This is a genomic window from Haloarcula rara, assembly GCF_029338235.1.
GTDB classification, from domain to species: Archaea; Halobacteriota; Halobacteria; order Halobacteriales; family Haloarculaceae; genus Haloarcula; species Haloarcula rara.
Genome location: NZ_CP119785.1, coordinates 147,489 through 164,936, shown reverse-complemented (window position 1 = coordinate 164,936; position 17,448 = coordinate 147,489). Strand labels below are relative to the sequence as shown.

Genomic DNA, 17,448 nt, shown 5'->3' with positions numbered 1-17,448 from the left:
TCGGTCCTTGCCACTCGCAGCCGGGCCCTTCGTCTCGTCTGACCGACTTCGGATGGGTCGATAGCGATGTGGCGGACTGCGAGCCGGCATAGAACGAGGCTCCGTTTCTGCCGCTCGACCCAGGGGTAGCGACCGCCAGAGCGGGTCGCTCTGGTCGATTAGCAGTCGACCACGACAGCTCGACTCTCTGAGTCGCTGGTCACTGCCGGCGACTCGTTTTCATACTGACAGCTGGAGTTCGTACAGCTGTCGGCACCAGGTGGAGTAGCGTTCGTTCGTACTGAGACAACGATAGTATAGTGGCTCGCGTGTCGGATACACCATTATACGCGCTACGATATGGGCCATCCCGGTGCGGCACCGAGAAGTGTTCGACTCGCTGCAACGGTGGCCTCCGCTACCGGACAGCGTGGATTGGCCGTTCTCGGGGGCGTGATTATGGCTCCACAGGCGACTGGGTCTGACCGGAGCCCTTCGGTGGATGTCTCCGAGGGCCGACTACAGATTCGGTCTCCAGCCAGCGAGTCGCTCTCCTCCTCGCCCTCCGCAGTGAACCACTCGCTGCCGGCTGGAGCCGACTGAACGCTGATATGGACTCCGTCGCGCCCCTCGAACTGGTGAATTTTCGGCCACAGTCCGCATTGCCAGCAACAAAATGTCAACTGAATATAACGCCACAGTGGCTGTCTAGCGACTCGTAAACTGTATAGCGCTATATCCAATCCAACTCCAGTACCCCACAGAATTCCCTGTCCATTCAGGGAATCGAACCTGGGGTGTTCGCTGTTCGCCTCGGGGGCCGAGGTTTGGCGGGATTTATGTCTGCCCGGCGACGACGACTGGATATGGCTGACCTGGTTACGTTCGGCGAGACGATGCTCCGGCTCTCACCGCCCGACGAGGAGCGTCTCGAGATCGCCGACCAGTTCGACGTCGACGTGGCGGGTGCCGAGTCCAACGTGGCTGTCGCAGCCCAGCGCCTGGGGCTCGACGCCATCTGGCTTTCGAAACTCCCGGACTCGCCTATCGGCCGGAAGGTCGCCGGCGAACTCCGGAGCCACGGTGTCTCCGTCGACGTCGTCTGGGACGACTCGCCCGAGCGTCGACAGGGCACGTACTACCTGGAACAGGGCCGACCGCCGCGAGGGAGCGAAGTAATATATGACCGCGCGCACGCGAGCGTCACCACTGCGACCGCCGACGAGCTACCGACCAGGGTGCTTTCGGATACGTCCTGTTTCCACACGACCGGTATCACCCCCGCGCTGTCGGAGACGCTGGCGACGACGACCGCCGAGTTGCTCGAACGGGCGGGGTCGGCCGGGGCGCTGACGAGCTTCGACGTCAACTTCCGCTCGAACCTCTGGACGCCGACCGAGGCGAAGGAAGTGCTTACCGATCAGTTCCCGGCTATCGATATCCTGGTCGTCGCCGAGCGCGACGCCCGCGACGTCCTCGAGGCGGACGGCGACGCCGAGGCCATCGCCAGAGAGCTCGACGACGAGTACGGGTTCGAGGTCGTCCTCGTCACCCGTGGCAGCGATGGAGCACTCGCGCTCTCGGAGGGGGAGGCGTTCACGCAGCCGACCTACGAGGCGCCGGACGCCTACCCTGTCGGGACTGGCGACTCCTTTGTCGGGGGCTTTCTCTCGCAGTATCTCGAGGGCGAGTCGGTCCAGGAGGCCCTTTCCTGGGGCGCCGCGACCGCTGCGCTGAAACGGTCCATCCCCGGTGATATAGCGACCGTCACTCCGGGGGAGGTCCGCGAGGTCATCGGCGGGACGACGGAGTCGCTGTCCCGGTAGTCCCGCGCCGGCCCGCGAAAACTGCAGTGTCTGATAAGCTTCTTATCCCCTGGCTCGGTACGGGGGAGTATGATTCAACTACCGACGTCGCCGACACTCCGTTTTGTAGGGGGAGCCGCCGATGCGTAGCGCGAAAATCGTCTGTACACTCGGTCCGGCCAGCGAATCGGTCGAACAGATAGAGTCACTGGCAGAGGCCGGTATGTCCGTCGCACGGCTCAACGCCAGCCACGGGTCGCCCGAACACCGCCGAACGATGATCGACCGCATCAAGGAGGTCGACGAGCGGGTCGACACGCCGGTCGCCTCGTTGCTGGATATGCCGGGCCCAGAGGTCCGGACCGCGCCTATCGACGAGCCCATCGAGCTCGAAAAGGGGTCGACGGTCCGCTTCGCCGTCGGCGACGACGCCACTCCCGAGGAGGTCGGGCTCTCTCAGTCTATCGGCAGTGCAAGCACGGGCGACCGCGTGTTGCTCGACGACGGCCGCATCGAGACCACCGTCGAGAGTGTCGACGGCGATACCGTCGTCGCCCACGTGGAGAACGGCGGCACGCTGGGTGCCCGGAAAGGCGTCAACGTCCCCGGTGTCGACCTGGACCTGGCCACGATAACGGAGAACGACCGGCGCGAAATCGAGGTCGCAGCCGAGAAGGAACCGGATTTCGTCGCCGCCTCGTTCGTCCGCGACGGCGACGCCATCTACGAGATAAACGAAGCCCTCGAAGAGAAGGGCGTCGACATCCCCATCATCGCGAAGATAGAGCGAGCGGGCGCCGTCGAGAACATCGATAGCATCATCGAGGCCGCCTACGGTATCATGGTCGCCCGTGGTGACCTCGGCGTCGAGACGCCCCTCGAAGACGTCCCAATCTTCCAGAAACGCATCATCCGGAAGTGTCACCAGGCCGGTGTTCCTGTCATCACGGCGACGGAGATGCTCGATTCGATGATTCACTCCCGGCGACCGACCCGCGCGGAGGCCTCCGACGTGGCCAACGCCGTGCTCGACGGCACCGACGCCGTGATGCTCTCGGGCGAGACGGCCATCGGTGACCACCCGACCCGCGTCGTCGAGACGATGGACCGTATCGTCCGCGACGTCGAGGGCAGCGAGGAGTACGCCGAGTCCCGCGAACAGCGCATCCCCAACGCCGGTGACACCCGGACCGACGCGCTGGCCCGGTCGGCGCGCTTTCTCGCGCGTGACATCGACGCCGACGCCGTCGTCGCCGCCTCCGAATCCGGCTACACCGCGCTCAAGGCCGCGAAGTACCGCCCCTCGATTCCCATCGTCGCCTCGACGCCGAGCGATCGGGTCCGTCGCAAGCTCGCACTCTCGTGGGGCATCATCCCTGTGACGACAGAGTACACCAACGACGGTGCCGACGCCGTCATCCAGAGCGCCGTCCAGGCCGCCCTCGACACGGAGGCCGCCGAGGGCGGTGACACCGTCGTGGTCCTCTCGGGGATGATGACCGAACTGGAGGGGATGAACACCGCGAACATGCTGAAGGTCCACGTCGCCGCCGAGACGGTCGTCAGCGGCCGGTCGGTCGTCGACGGACTCGCGACCGGACCGGTCTATCACGTCGACGACGGCGATATCTCCGACGCCCCCGACGGTGCGATTCTCGTGGTTCCCAGCTCCTTCGACGGGGAGTTCACCGGTGAGACCGAGCACATCGGCGGCATCGTCGACGCCCACGAGGGCGTCACGAGTTACGCCGCCATCGTCGCCCGCGAGCTGTCGGTGCCGATGGTCTCCGACGCGACGCTGCCCGACCGCATCGAGAACGACGACATCCTCACGCTCGATGCCGAACGCGGTGTCGTCTACGAGGAGGCCGCCGGCCGGGAACAGCTCCCCGACCGGTAAAGCTACCGCGAATCTGTGCAATTAAGTACTCAAAGAGCCACCGTCTGACCAAATGGGCGCATACGCTGGGGCCGACCTCGGTGCGACGCATATCAGGGCTGTCATCGGCGACGCTGACGGGGCGGTCATCGCCTCTCACAAGCGAGACACCCCACGCGGGCCGACTGGTATCGCCGTGACCGAGGCCGTCCTCGACGCCCTTCGGGGCGCGTGCGAGGCGGCCGACGTCGCACCGTCGGAGGTCGTCGCGGCCGGTATCGGTTCGTTTGGCCCGCTGGACCTGGCCGGCGGCGCGGTCGAGAACCCCGCGAACCTCCCGGACTCCATCGACCGCATCCCGCTCGTCGGGCCCGTACAGAACCTCTTCGACACCGACCGGGTGTACCTCCACAACGACGCCAACGCGGGGCTCATCGGCGAGCGCTACTACGCCGACCGGAACCCCGACGATATGGTGTATCTCACCATCTCCTCGGGAATCGGGGCCGGCGTCTCGGTCGACGGGAACGTCCTGCGAGGGTGGGACGGCAACGCCGGTGAGGTCGGCCACATGACCATCGATCCACACGGCTTCATGACCTGTGGCTGTGGGCACGACGGTCACTGGGAAGCGTACTGCTCGGGCGAGAACATCCCCCGCTATGCCACCCGCCTCCACCGCGAAGACCCCGTCGAGACCGCCCTCCCCATCGACACGGAGGGCTTTACCGCGGCCGACGTTTTCGAGTACGCCGGCGAGGACGAGTTTGCCACCCACGTCCTCGACCAGATCTCACACTGGAACGCTATCGGTGTCGCCAACATGGTCCACGCCTTCGCGCCGCTGGTCGTCTCCATCGGTGGCGCCGTCGCCATCAACAATCCCGACCAGATACTGGACCCTATCAGGGACCGGCTCGACGACATGGTGATGGCCAACATCCCAGACCTCCAGCTGACCACACACGGTGACGACGTCGTGGTCCGCGGGGCGCTCGCCTCGGCGCTGACCGGCGGTACCGGCGACTCGACGGCAGTGCGTTAACCGAGGTCGTAGAGGCGCCGGAACACCGTCGGCGGGAACCGCGGTTCGACGCGGCTGGGCGGTCTGCCCTGCCCGCCCTGCGTCGCGGCCTGGACGCGTTCGACGACCCCGGCTTCTGCCATCTCGTACAGAAACCGCTTGACAGTGCCCGGCGAGAGGTCGACGTTCTCCGACCCGCCGATGGCCGCAGTGGTCGCCGTGACGGAGGACCGTTCCTCCTCGTCCAGGTCGACCAGCTCCCGCAACACGGCCTGCCTGTTCGCCGGCAGGGCGAGAACGATACCCAGTGAGACACAGGGTATCGGTATCTCCTCGATCGCCGCCTCGACGTCGGCCCGAATCAGTTCCGACCGACCGGCCTGTTCGGCGTGGTGGGTCGCGATGAACAGCGCGGCCAGGGCGTCGTGTGCGTTCCCGTTCGCCCACTCGGCGATTTCGTCGGCGAGGTCGTGTTCGATCGCCTGTTGTGAGAGTCCGATCGAGGCCCGTGTCATCAATACGTCGACGAGCATCTGTTGCTGGTACGGGTCGACGCGGATGGCCTCGGCGGTGTACTCGGTGAGTTCGGTCTCGGCCGGACGTTTCCGGCCTATCGCCAGCCAGCTCACGTTACTGGGCAGTCCCGCGAACAGGTCGACCAGGTCGCTCTCGGAAGCGCTCCGGGGTTCCCCGACGTGGTCGACGGCGACGACGACGCCAGTCCGCGAACCGTCAAGCTCCTCGTGCAGGCGGGCCCGCAACGTCTCCGTCCCGATACCGTGTTCTGGGACCGACTCCTCGACCAGGGAGTCCAGTACCGCGTGGTAGAAGGCGAACTCGCTCGTGGTCTGTCTGCTGTCCAGATAGACAAAGGAGGGCGAGGTCAGCGACTGGGCCCGCGTTGTCGTATGAATAACCGTCCGTGTCTCGGTCGGCAGCCGGTTCAGCTGGCTGAAAAGCGCCGTAACCACGGCGCTCTTGCCGACCCCGCTCGGACCGTACAGGTACGCGTTGGCGGGAAGCTTCCCATCGAAAACCGGGTCCAGGTGGTCGAGCAACCGCTCGAGCAGCGGACCCCTGTCTGCCGGCTCGTCGATGTGGGTCACCGGCGACAGCGTCTCGTAGTCCTGAACCAGGCGCGGCTCGCCGTCGTGTCGCTGCCGTCGCTTGATTCTGGCTTCTATATCCATTGCTAGTGTGTGCTCGGACTACGAGGTTCGTACAAAAATGAAAATCCGACGTTGGCCGGACGTTTAGAAGACGGCGAACAGTCCCCGCTGCGTGACACCGGCGACCGACAGGATGCCGATGAGGATCGTGCAGACGAAGATAGCGAACGCCGGCGGGTCCACGTGCGTGTCACCGTGTGCGTAGAAGATACGCTGGCCGGCCTCACCGACGAGCGCACCGAGCACACCGAAGGCGCCGCCCAGCAGCAGGGCGACAATCTGGGACGTCCCAGTCGGGTCTGCGACGAACGCGGCTGCGCCGGCGCTGCCGGGCAGGGTCATGTGGTGGGTCACCGGAATCTTCTCGACGCCCAGGTTCAGGAACGTCAGGGACGCCGCCGAGATACCGAAGCCCAGGAACATGCTGTTCGTCGAGATGACGAGGAAGCCACCGAGCAGGCCGGCGATGAGGCCGATGAACGCGACGTTGCCCCACTTGTACTGGTGGGGGAGCCACGGTTCGACGGCCGGGCGCATGACTTCGCTGCCGCCGTCGGCGGCGACTTCTTCGCCGTTCTCGAAGGGAGTCATGTCGAAGTAGCCGCTGCCGCCGGGCGAGCCGAACAGCGAGTAGCCGAGGACGATGCGGTGCAGCAGGGCAGAGAAGAACACCGTAAAGGCGATGGTGTCAAAGGCCACGGCCGTGGCGACGAGACTGCCCAGCAGCGTGTTGCTGATGGCACCGAAGATACCGAAGATACCACCGACCGCCAGCACGTCGGGTCGGGTCCCGAGCGCGTAGGCGATGTCCTTGCCGGGGTGGTAGCCACCGTCTTCCTGGGGCGGCATGGCGCCCTCCTTCTTCGCGGCGTAGGCAGCCGCGGCCGCACCGCCGGCGAAGGCGATGTGCGGGCCGAACACCGGACCGAAGCCGACCAGGCCGGTCACGCCGCCGGCGACGCCTTCACCGACCTCAACGCCGACCAAGTTCGCCGCTTCCCCGGCGATGACCGCGAAGCCGGTGAAACAGAACGCCGGGAGTGCACCGATGGCGGCACCGAAGCAGCCACCGGCGAACGCGGCGATGAGCCAGTAGACGAACTCCACGGCGGTTCGGCCACCGAGAGCGTCAATCTGCAGTAGTACTGGGTCCACCATGTTTTATTCCTCCCGTGCCCAGTCGAGGGATTTCTCGACTGCGTCGTCCCATCGGTCGTAGAGCTTGTCGACCTCTTCGGAGCTCTTCTCGGGGCTGAACTCGCGGTCGATCTGCCAGTTGTCGCGCAGCTCGTCGACGGTGTCCCAGTAGCCGACGGCGAGGCCGGCCGCGTAGGCGGAACCGAGCGCCGTGGTCTCGTCGACCTCGGGTCGCGCGATGTCCGTCTGGATGATGTCGGACTGGAGCTGGCAGAGGAAGTTGTTCTTGACTGCACCACCGTCGACACGCAGGGTCGTGGTGTCGACGCCGGAGTCGGCTTCCATCGCTTCCGCAACGTCGCGGGTCTGGTACGCGATGGATTCGAGGGTGGCACGCACGATGTGCTCTTTGCGGGTACCACGCGTCATGCCGACGATGGTACCGCGGGCGCGGCCGTCCCAGTGCGGGGCGCCCAGGCCGGTGAAGGCCGGGACCATGTAGACGCCGTCCGTGGAGTCCACGGAGCGGGCCAGTTCCGCGGTCTGGGCGGCGTTGTTGATGAGGTCGACGTCCTCGAGCCACTCGATAGCGGCGCCGGTAATGAAGATGGCACCCTCGAGGGCGTACTGGACCGGCTCACCGGACATCTGGAAGCCGATGGTGGTCAGCAGACCGTGGTCGGACTCGACGGCGTCGGTGCCGGTGTTCATCAGGTAGAACGAACCGGTCCCGTAGGTGTTCTTCGCGTCACCCTCGTCGAAACAGGTCTGGCCGAACATCGCGGCCTGCTGGTCACCCAGCGCGCCGGCGACGGGTACTTCGGCGCCGAGGAAGCCGTCGGCGTCCGTGGAACCGTAGGTGTTCTCGTCCGAGGACGGTCGGACTTCCGGAACCATCTCCTTGGGGACGTTGAACTCTTCGAGGAGCTCGTCGTCCCACTCCAGCTCGCGGATGTTGTACAGCATCGTCCGCGACGCGTTCGAGACGTCGGTGATGTGGTTGCCGGTGAGGTTGTAGATGACCCACGTGTCGATGGTCCCCATGAGGAGTTCGCCCTGCTCGGCTCGCTTGCGAACGTCCTCGCCGCGGGAGGCTTCCATCTTCAGGGGCTCTGCGTTGTCGAGAATCCACTCGGTCTTCGTCGCCGAGAAGTACGCGTCACATTCGAGACCCGTCTTCTCGCGGATCCACTCGACCTTGCCCTCTTCCTGAATCTCCTCGACGCGGTCCGTCGTCCGACGGTCCTGCCAGACGAGCGCGTTGTGGACCGGCTTGCCGGTCTCCTTGTCCCACACGATCGTGGTCTCACGCTGGTTGGTAATCCCGATAGCCTCGAGCTGCTCGGCGTCGAGGTCGGCTTCGTCGAGACCGGTGGTCACGACGTCCTTGGTGTTCTCCCAGATCTCCATCGGGTCGTGCTCGACCCAGCCGGGCTCCGGATAAATCTGCTCGTGTTTCTCGTATGCGTTCGCGACGACCTGCCCGCTGTGGTCGAATACCATAAAGCGGGTCCCAGTCGTCCCCTGGTCTATCGCACCGACGTATGTGTCTGCCATTGTGTGTGTTCTCCGTTGGGCGGACCTTGTTTATCCAAGACCCCGCCTTGAGAGTAAACAATATAGTGAATCATTATAAAGATTACTGCTGCCGTCGGAGAGGTAGTAAAAAATAGTAAAAACTGTGTATGAAGTCTTCTTACGACCGATTTCGGGAGATTTGAAGCTCCCTAACAGAGATTATTACGGGCTTTTGTCCGCCTATTGAACTATTTCTCTACGCACGGTGGGGGCTCGAACGTGGCCGAGACGGCTGAAACGGCAGGTATTGCGGTTAAAATTGCCTCACACCGCTGTGAGTGGCATAGGGCCAGTAAAATATATGATAGACCGTGTTCTTCCGATAAACATGAGTATACTGTGGGGGATTTCCCAAAGAGAGCTCTATATTGTACAGTGTACGGCGCCATTTTTGAACACCTCTGCTGGACGTACTGCCCCTGCTCTCCCAGTCATGGCCGGCCCGCGCGTGAGCGACAGCTCCGGTGACCGTCCAGCTCGATGTGGCTCACGGTGGCTGGCCGTTCCCACCGAGAGAGCCGTCCGAAGCGCCGAGTACGACGTGACTGACTCCAGTCGCTCTTTCGCGATGTCGCGAATCAACTGTTCGGACCGGGCAGTACGACAGTCTCACCGGTTCCGATAGCGGACGAGCTGGTCGATTCCAGCGGACATCACAGCGCGCGTGCGCGCAGAATAATTCGAATTACCACCGGCGGCCGGCACACGAATCGGTGCCACGACGGACGTGCGAGTCGCTGCCCGACCAGCGAGGATTACGAGTCCGGGCCTCGGGGGTCGTCGATAAACAACTGTTCTATTTACTGGTGGTACTCTGTATCGAGTGTGCCCGATTGGTTCTTTACTCACGGGGGTCCCACCGGGTGACCGAATAGGCGTCGACGTGAGTGGTCCGGCGAACCGTCCTGTCTGGACGAACTTGCAGTTCCCGCCCCAGCGATGTTGTCCCCGTGGTCCACCATAACATTCATGATTACCAATAAAATTTACTGGCGGACCCCTGTTTAGCGGTAAAATAAAGTGTATGTGGTCCAAAGCCGAGGTATAACAGATGGGACAGACACCACACATCGCCGTCATCGGCGGCGGTTCGACCGGTATCGGCATCGCCCGTGACCTCGCTATGCGAGGTCTGGATGTCACGCTGGTCGAGCAAGGCAACCTGACACATGGAACGACCGGCCGAATGCACGGACTCCTCCATAGCGGTGGTCGATACGCGGTCTCGGACCAGGCCAGCGCGACCGAGTGTATCGAGGAGAACCGCGTCCTCCGGGATATCGCGAGCCACTGCGTCGAGATGACCGGTGGCCTGTTCGTCAAACGGCCCGAGGACGACGAGGAGTACTTCCAGAAGAAACTCGAGGGCTGCAAGGAGTGTGGCATCCCCGCGGAGGTCATCTCCGGTGAGGAGGCCCGGGCCATGGAGCCCCACCTCGCGAAGGACGTCGACAAGGCGATTTCGGTACCTGACGGGGCCATCGATCCCTTCCGGCTCGTGGTCGCCAACGCCGCGAGCGCCGAGGAACACGGCGCACGCATAGAGACCCACTCCAAGGTGACCGACCTCATCATCGAGAACGACGAGGTCGTCGGTCTGGAAGTGGAACACGCCTCCGGCGAGGGCAAGCGCATCCACGGCAAAGAGGGCGGCACCGAGGAGATTCGCGCGGACTACGTCGTCAACGCGACGGGCGCGTGGGCCGGACGAATCGGCGACATGGCCGGCGTCGACATCGCGGTTCGCCCCTCGAAGGGCGTGATGACCATCATGAACATCCGGCAGGTCGACACGGTCATCAACCGCTGCCGGCCCAAGGGCGACGCCGACATCGTCGTGCCCCACGAGACCACCGCCATCCTCGGGACCACCGACGAAGAGGTCGAGGACCCGGAGGACTACCCCGAGGAGGGCTGGGAGGTCGACATGATGATAGACACCCTCAAAGAGCTCGTACCGATGCTCGAAGAGGCCCGAACAATCCGCTCGTTCTGGGGCGTCCGCCCGCTGTACGAGCCCCCGGACGTGGGCAGCGACGACCCGACGGACATTACCCGGGACTACTTCCTGCTCGACCACGACGAACGGGACGACCTGCAGGGGATGACCTCAATCGTCGGCGGGAAGTTCACCACCTACCGGATGATGGGCGAGGAAATCTCCGACCACGTCTGTGCGAAGTTCGGCATCGACGCCGAGTGTCGCACCGCCGACGAACCGCTGCCGGGAAGCGAGGACTTCTCTGTACTGCGCGATTACATGGACGAGTTCGGCCTTCGGTCGCCCATCGGGCGCCGGAGCGTCGAGCGCCTGGGCTCTCGGGCCGACGACGTGCTCAAGACCAGCGACCCCAACCCGACCGTCTGTCACTGCGAAGGCGTCACCCGTGCCGAGGTGCAGGACGCTATCGAACAGTCCGGGTCGGACCTCAACGCGGTCCGCATCCGGACCCGCGCGTCGATGGGGAACTGTCAGGGCGGCTTCTGCTGTAGCCGGCTGGCCAGCGAGCTCCACGGCGAGTACGACGAGACCATCGCCCGTGAGGCGTGGGATGAACTGCTCCAGGAGCGCTGGAAGGGGCAACGCCACGCCCTGTGGGGCGAACAGCTCTCACAGGCCGCGCTGAACTACGCCCTGCACTCGACCACGCAGAACCGCGACAACGACCCGGCCGACGGGGAGCCGGTCGACTTCGCCGCCTTCGACAGCGGCGTGAGCGCCGGCGAGGCCTCGGGGACTGCAGACGTCGCTGCCGACGGAGGGACACGGAATGGCAATTAACTCCGACGTACTGGTCATCGGTGGCGGCCTCGCCGGGTTGACGAGTGCGCTAAAGGCCGCACGCGAGGGCGCGGACGTACGCCTGGTCTCCTACAAGCAGAGCTCGCTGCGCCACGCCTCCGGGCTGGTCGACCTGCTCGGATACACACCCGACGGCGAGGGGCCGGTGACGGACCCCTACGCGGCCATGGGCGACCTCCACGACGCTCACCCCTACCAGACGGTCGGCGTCGAGACGGTCCGGGAGGCCATGGATCTGTTCGACGACGTGACCGACTACCGGGGCGACCACACCGACACCAACGCCCTGGTCCCGACCCACGGCGGCACGGTCAAACCCACGGCCCGCTACCCGACGGGCGCGGCTGCTGGGTTGGCGAGCGACGACCGCGACGTGTTGCTGGTGGGGCTCGAATCGATGGTCGACTTCGACGCGCCACACGCCGCCGCCCACCTCGAAGCCGCGGGGGTCCCCTTCGACGTCCGCGGCGAGACGATCCGGTTCCCGGGCGACCTGCAGGCCGACGCGAAGATAACCCGGTACGCCAAACTGCTCGACACCAACGGCGAGGTTGCGGTGCGGGGCCGAAAAAAAGGCGCCCGCGACGCGCTGGCCGAACGGGTCAACACCGTCAGGGAGAAAGAGGAACGGGTCGGCTTCCCGGCCATCCTCGGCGACGACCACACGGACGCGGTGCGGGCGGCCCTGGAGGAGAAAATCGGCGCCGACGTCTTCGAGGTCCCGATGGGCCCGCCGTCGCTGCCGGGGCTCCGGCTGGAAGACCGCCTCTTCGAGGCGCTCGACGAGGCCGGCGCGAGCTTCGAGACCGGCAACCCGGTCGTCGACTTCGACGCCGACGGCGACCGCATCGAGACGGTGTACATCGAGAAAAACGGCGCCCGGATTCCCAACAGCGCCGACCAGTACGTCCTCGCGACGGGCGGACTCGTCGGCAAGGGCATCGAGTCAGACCGCGAGAGCGTCCACGAGCCGATCTTCGACTGCCACATCGAGCACGGCGAGGACCGCTACGAGTGGTTCGACGGCGACGCCTTCGGTGACCACCCCTTCGCCAGCTTCGGCGTCGAGACCGACGAGACGCTGCGGCCGCTGACGGCTTCAGATTCGGTCGAGTTCGAGAACCTGCGGGCCGCGGGGTCGGTACTGGGTGGGTACGACTTCGCCGCAGAGAAATCCGGTAGCGGAGTGTCGATTGCAACAGGCTACGTAGCGGGCGAGAACGCAGCAGCGGAGGCACGATGAGCGACGCACAATCCCCAACAGACTTCGACCCAGTTGAACCGAACACGGGCGAGGACTTCGAGCCCGTCGACGTCTTCCCAGACAGCAACGACTTCGACCTGCGACCCGGCGCCGACTCCTGTTTCAAGTGCTCGGTGTGTGACACCAACTGTCCGGTCGCCGAGGTCGACGACGACTTCCCCGGACCGAAGTTCCAGGGCCCCGAGCAGTGGCGGCTCAAACAGACCGACGACGACTACGAGATCGACGACTCGGTGATGTCGTGTTCGAACTGCATGCGCTGTGACAACGCCTGTCCGTCGGGCGTGCCCCTCAGCCAGATGCACAACACGGCCCGCGGGGAGTACGTCGAGAACCAGATGTCCAAGACGGATCTGGAGTACTGGCGCAACCGCATCCTCTCGAACTACCGGCTGTCGGCCTCAATCGCCAGCAAGGTGCCCCGGCTCGCGACCTGGGGCATGAACTTCGGGCCGGCCCGCTGGCTCATGGAGAAGACGATGGGCGTCACCAAAGAGCGTGACTTCCCGGAGTTTGCCACCCAGACGTTCCGCGAGTGGTGGGCCGAACGCGGCGGCGCCGACGCCTCCCGGCGGAACGCCCAGCAGCGCCGTGAGGAACTGGGGCTTGACCGCGACGCCGACAAGAAGGTGGCGTACTTCCACGGCTGTTACTCCAACTACAACACCGTCGACGTCGCCAAGGCGATGGTCCGCGTCTACGAGCACTATGGCTACGAAGTCGTCGCCCCCGAGCAGAAGTGCTCCGGGACGCCGATGTTCGCAAACGGGATGCTCAAGGACGCCCGCCGCCATGCCGAGGTCAACGTCTCCTCGATGTCCGACCTCGTCGACCAGGGGTACGACGCCATCGCGTCGTGTACCTCCTGTTCGATGGCGCTGCGCCAGGAGTACCCGGAGCTTTTCGACATCGACGGCATCGAGAAGGTGTCCTCGAACACCTTCGAGGCTGTCGAGTACCTGCGCATCCACGAGGACGTCAAGGAAGACGTCCAGGAGGCACAGGTCTCGGGCGAGCTGGCAGAGGAGTTCGCCTACCACGCCCCGTGTCACGCCCGCAACCAGGGGCTGGAACGCCAGTCCGTCGAGCTGTTCCGTGACCTGGAGGGTGCCGGTATCGAGGACGTCGGCGAGTCCTGTTCCGGTATTTCCGGTACCTACGGCTGGAAAGAAGAGAAGTACGCGAAGTCCATGGACATCGGCGAGGAGATGTTCGAACACATGGAACACGCCGAGGGAGAGGTCGGCATGACCGAGTGTCCGACCTGCGCGATGCAGATGGAACACGGTACCGGCTACGAGATTCGCCACCCGCTGGAGCTGCTCGAAGCCGCGATCGTCGAGTAACTGCTCGGCCGACCCTTTTCGCCGCTTTACCACTGGCCCAGCGACTGCCACAGCCACAACTCAATAACGGACAGGGCGGACCGCACGCAAGTGGTTGCACTCGATTTGCCGCTGCGGCGCTCTCAGTAGCGTGTGCGAAAGGGGAGAACACAGCTCGGTGTCGCCTGTGCGACACCGGGGGTCTTGGTGGCCGGTCGGCTACTCGTCGCCGCGGACGAAGGTCACGGGACAGGGGGCCTCCAGCATGACCTCTTGGGCGACCGAGCCGAAGACGGCCTTGCCTGTCGGCGAGCGCTTGCGGCCGCCGACGACGACGAGGTCGGACCGGGTCATCCCGGCAATCGAGACGATTTCCTCGCCGTGGTCCCCGACGGAACCGCGGACGCTGGTCGGGATGTCGGCCTCGACCAGCAACTCGCGCAGCTCCCGGACCGTCGCGTGGCGCTCGGCCACCTCGTCGGGGTCCGCCTCGGCGACGGCCTCGAACTCGAGCCGTTCGACGGCCGTCTCGTACTCGTCGTCTGTGAACACGTGTGCGACGACGACGTCGGCCCCGGCCGGACCGGCGATGTCGATGACCGTACGCGCCAGTTCGTCGATGCGGTTCGCGTCGTTCGGCCCGACCGCCAGAAGGACCGTTTCGAGTGCCATATCAGGTATGCTACCTACCGATGCCTAAATGCTTCGGTAAAAACAACAGCCGTTGTAAAGAATTTCGACGAGAGTTATCCGGTGTTCTTCATCCCGGCCGCGATACCCTGCACCGTCAGGCGCAGCGTCCGCTTTTCGGTCTCCGTGAGGTGTGACTGGGCGAGCAGTCGGACCTGCAGCAGGTTCAGCGGGTCGACGTAGGGGTTGCGGCGTTCGAGGTTCTCCTCTAACCACTCTCGCGAGAGGAGGCTGTCGCGCTGGGTGATATCGAGGACGAGGTCGACGGTCTCGTCGTACTCGTCTTTGAGCCGCGGGAAGATACGCTCTCGCAGGTCGCCGTCGGCGAGGTCGGCGTACTCCTCGGCGATGTCGAAATCGGTCCGGGCGAGCGCGAGCGAGGCGTTGTCGACTTTCGTCTGGAAGAACGGCCACTCCTCGTACATCTCCTGGAGCGTCTCGATGTCGCCGCCGTCCTCGAGGTAGGCGTTCAGCCCGGTGGCGATGGAGTACCAGCCGGGGATGATACAGCGGGCCTGGGTCCAGGAGAACACCCACGGGATGGCCCGGAGGTCCTCGACGCTACGGTCCTCGCTGCGGGAGGCCGGCCGCGAGCCCATGTTGAGGTTCTCGATGACCGTGATGGGCGTGGCCTGCTCGAAGTAGTCGACGAAGCCGTCGGTCTGGAGGAGGTCCTGGTACTCTTCCCGGGCCGCCGGGGCCGACTTCTCCATGGCCTCGCGCCAGGCCTCTGGAATCTCCTCGACGGGGTCTTCCATCGCGTTGTGGCGGGCCCGTACCTGGGCGTTGAGCATCTGTTCTAAGTTACGCTCAGCGATGTCGTGGTTGGCGTACTTCTCGGCGATGGCCTCGCCCTGTTCGGTGAACTTGATCTGGCCGGTGACCGTCTCGTTTGGCAGGGCCAGCATCGCGTCGTTCATCGGGCCGCCCCCACGGGAGATGGAGCCGCCGCGACCGTGGAACAGGCGCATCTCGACGTCGAAGTCTGAGGTGATGTCGGCGAGGCGCTTCTGGTTGTTGTACAGCGACCAGTTCGCGGCCAGGAACCCGTTCTCCTTGTTGGAGTCCGAGTACCCGAGCATGATCTCCTGGACGCCGTTGCGGGCTTCGAGGGCCATCTCGTAGGCCTCGTTCTCGAACAGCGTCCCCATGATGCGCCGGGCGCCCGAGAGGGCGTATTCGGACTCGAGCAGCGGGACGATGTCCAGCCCACAGTAGCCCGGCAGGTCGACGATGCCGACCTGATCGGCGAGGAAGAGTACTTCAAGCACGTGGCTCGGCTCCTCACACCAGGAGATGGCGTAGGTGTCGATGGCGTCGACGCCGAACTCGTTTTGCCAGTCTGCGGTCTTGCGGAACCGACGGAGCACGCGTGCCGCGTCGTCCGAGAGTCCCGTCGTGTCCTCCATGTCGATGACCGGGCCGTCCTGCGTTATGGCCTCGGTGAGGAACTCGACGCGTTCGTCCTCGTCCATCCCCGCGTAGTCGATGCCCTGGCGTTCGACCGCCTCGGCGATGGCGTCCGTGTGCATCTTGCGGTGGTCTCGGAGGTCGAGCGAGGCCAGTGCGAAGCCGAACGTGTCGACCTTCCGAATCAGTGGGTCGACGTGGGACTCGGCGACCACTTCGGCGTTATTGTCACGCAGGCTGGCGGCGATGGCCCGCAGGTCCTTCAACAGGTCCTCCGGCCCCTCGTAGCCGCCCTGGCGCACGTCGCTGACCCGGAGGACGGACTCGCGCATCAGCTTGAGCTTCTGCCGGTAGGGCTCGTCGGGGTAACGCTCCTCGGCCTCGCTCGCGACACCGGGGAGCCGCTCCTTGTGTTCGGAGAGGCGCTCGTCGAAGGTGTCGTCGGTCGTGATGTTCGAGGCGTCCTGGCTGAGCACGCCGGAGAGCTCCTTGAGCTTGTTGCGGTACAGCGGGAGGATGGTGTCGCGCTGGCGCTCCAGGGTCTCCTCGGTCACCTCGGGCGTGACGAAGGGGTTGCCGTCGCGGTCCGAGCCGGCCCACGAGCGGAACTCGTAGAGCTTGGGGACGTCGATATCCTCGTCGTAGCGCTCGTCGATGGCGCGTTCCAGCCCGTCGTACACCTCGTCGATGACCTCGAAGAGGACGTTCTCGAGGTACCACTGGACGTTCAGAGCCTCGTCGGTCACCTCGGGCCGGCGGTCCCGCACTTGCGGGGTCTGCCAGAGGCTCGTGACCTCTGCGGCGAGGTCACGCTCGACGCGGGCTTCCTCGCGGTCGGTGAGGCGGCGCTCGTCGAGCATCTCCAAGTCCCGGGCGACCGACCGGAGCTTCGCCTTGACAGTCTTGCGGCGGGCTTCCGTCGGGTGGGCGGTAAAGGTCGGCTGGATGAGCACGTCGTCGAGGACCGACTCCAGTTCCTCGGCGTCGGCGCCGCGGTCGGCGAGCTCGTGGACTGCCTCCTCGACGCTGTCGGCGAGGATTCCCTCCTGGCTCCCCTCGCGGGTCTCCCGGACTCGCTCGCGCTCCTCCGCGAGGTTGATGAGTTCGAAGTAGGTCGTGAAGGCCCGGGCCACGATGTCCTGCATCTCGGGGTTGAGACGGTCGAGGGTGCGACCGACCTCCTCCCGGGTCTCGGCGTCGCCACGCCGGTACTCGATAGAGGAAACTCGTGTGCGTTCGACGATTTCGAACGCTTCGGTCGACGATTGCGCCTCGAGAACGTCGCCCAAGAGCTCACCAAGCTCCCGCACGTCTTGGTTTATCTCTCTGGCGTGCAAAGTCATACCAGTCTCTCCAAATCCGATACCTAAAACATTATTGAATCA

At 64.9% G+C, this 17,448-nt stretch carries 11 protein-coding genes; 6 read left to right on the top strand and 5 right to left on the bottom strand.

Translation table 11 applies throughout. The annotated features are described in order from the left end of the window. Positions 1–845: 845 nt before the first annotated feature. From kdgK1 to P1K32_RS00835, 3 genes are all read left to right on the top strand, one after another. Positions 846–1,805 (top strand): bifunctional 2-dehydro-3-deoxygluconokinase/2-dehydro-3-deoxygalactonokinase, encoded by a 960-nt coding sequence (gene kdgK1 / locus P1K32_RS00845; RefSeq protein ID WP_276250843.1) that lies wholly within the window; start codon positions 846–848, stop codon positions 1,803–1,805. Between the two features lie 121 nt (positions 1,806–1,926). After that, positions 1,927–3,684 carry a pyruvate kinase gene (pyk, locus tag P1K32_RS00840; RefSeq protein ID WP_276250842.1) on the top strand — a complete coding sequence of 586 codons (1,758 nt, stop codon included), beginning with the start codon at positions 1,927–1,929 and terminating at the stop codon, positions 3,682–3,684. Between the two features lie 52 nt (positions 3,685–3,736). Then, positions 3,737–4,708 carry an ROK family protein gene (locus P1K32_RS00835; RefSeq protein WP_276250841.1) on the top strand — a complete coding sequence of 324 codons (972 nt, stop codon included), beginning with the start codon at positions 3,737–3,739 and terminating at the stop codon, positions 4,706–4,708. On the opposite strand, the gene P1K32_RS00830 is transcribed toward P1K32_RS00835, so the two are convergent. The 3 genes from P1K32_RS00830 to glpK form a co-directional block, all read right to left on the bottom strand. After that, positions 4,705–5,877 carry a Cdc6/Cdc18 family protein gene (locus P1K32_RS00830; RefSeq protein ID WP_276250840.1) on the bottom strand — a complete coding sequence of 391 codons (1,173 nt, stop codon included), beginning with the start codon at positions 5,875–5,877 and terminating at the stop codon, positions 4,705–4,707. The two genes, P1K32_RS00835 and P1K32_RS00830, sit on opposite strands and share 4 nt — an antisense overlap. Before the next feature lie 63 nt (positions 5,878–5,940). Next, positions 5,941–7,014: a DUF7973 family transport facilitator gene (locus P1K32_RS00825; RefSeq protein ID WP_276250839.1), complete on the bottom strand. Its 1,074-nt coding sequence runs from the start codon at positions 7,012–7,014 to the stop codon at positions 5,941–5,943. A 3-nt stretch (positions 7,015–7,017) separates the two neighbouring features. Then, the gene (glpK, locus tag P1K32_RS00820; protein WP_276250838.1) at positions 7,018–8,550 is read right to left on the bottom strand and encodes a glycerol kinase GlpK; all 1,533 of its coding nucleotides are present in this window, start codon (positions 8,548–8,550) and stop codon (positions 7,018–7,020) included. 1,072 nt (positions 8,551–9,622) lie between these two features. Between glpK and glpA the strand changes: the two genes are divergently transcribed. The 3 genes from glpA to P1K32_RS00805 are packed head-to-tail and all read left to right on the top strand — an operon-like array spanning position 9,623 to position 13,984. Then, positions 9,623–11,353, top strand: a complete 1,731-nt coding sequence (gene glpA, locus P1K32_RS00815) for an anaerobic glycerol-3-phosphate dehydrogenase subunit GlpA (RefSeq protein ID WP_276250837.1) — start codon at positions 9,623–9,625, stop codon at positions 11,351–11,353. After that, positions 11,343–12,617: a glycerol-3-phosphate dehydrogenase subunit GlpB gene (gene glpB / locus P1K32_RS00810; RefSeq protein ID WP_276250836.1), complete on the top strand. Its 1,275-nt coding sequence runs from the start codon at positions 11,343–11,345 to the stop codon at positions 12,615–12,617. Before glpA ends, glpB begins: the two co-directional genes overlap by 11 nt. Continuing rightward, entirely contained in the window at positions 12,614–13,984 is a 1,371-nt protein-coding gene (locus P1K32_RS00805) for an anaerobic glycerol-3-phosphate dehydrogenase subunit C (RefSeq protein ID WP_276250835.1), read from the top strand. The genes glpB and P1K32_RS00805 overlap by 4 nt, the downstream gene beginning before the upstream one ends. Before the next feature lie 198 nt (positions 13,985–14,182). Here the strand turns inward: P1K32_RS00805 and P1K32_RS00800 are convergent, their stop codons facing one another. Together P1K32_RS00800 and ppc are read right to left on the bottom strand one after the other, a co-directional pair. Continuing rightward, entirely contained in the window at positions 14,183–14,635 is a 453-nt protein-coding gene (locus tag P1K32_RS00800; protein WP_276250834.1) for a universal stress protein, read from the bottom strand. Positions 14,636–14,709: 74 nt separating this feature from the next. Continuing rightward, a complete protein-coding gene (gene ppc / locus P1K32_RS00795) occupies positions 14,710–17,406 on the bottom strand; it encodes a phosphoenolpyruvate carboxylase (protein WP_276250833.1) in 2,697 nt (898 codons plus the stop codon). Between the last annotated feature and the right edge of the window lie 42 nt (positions 17,407–17,448).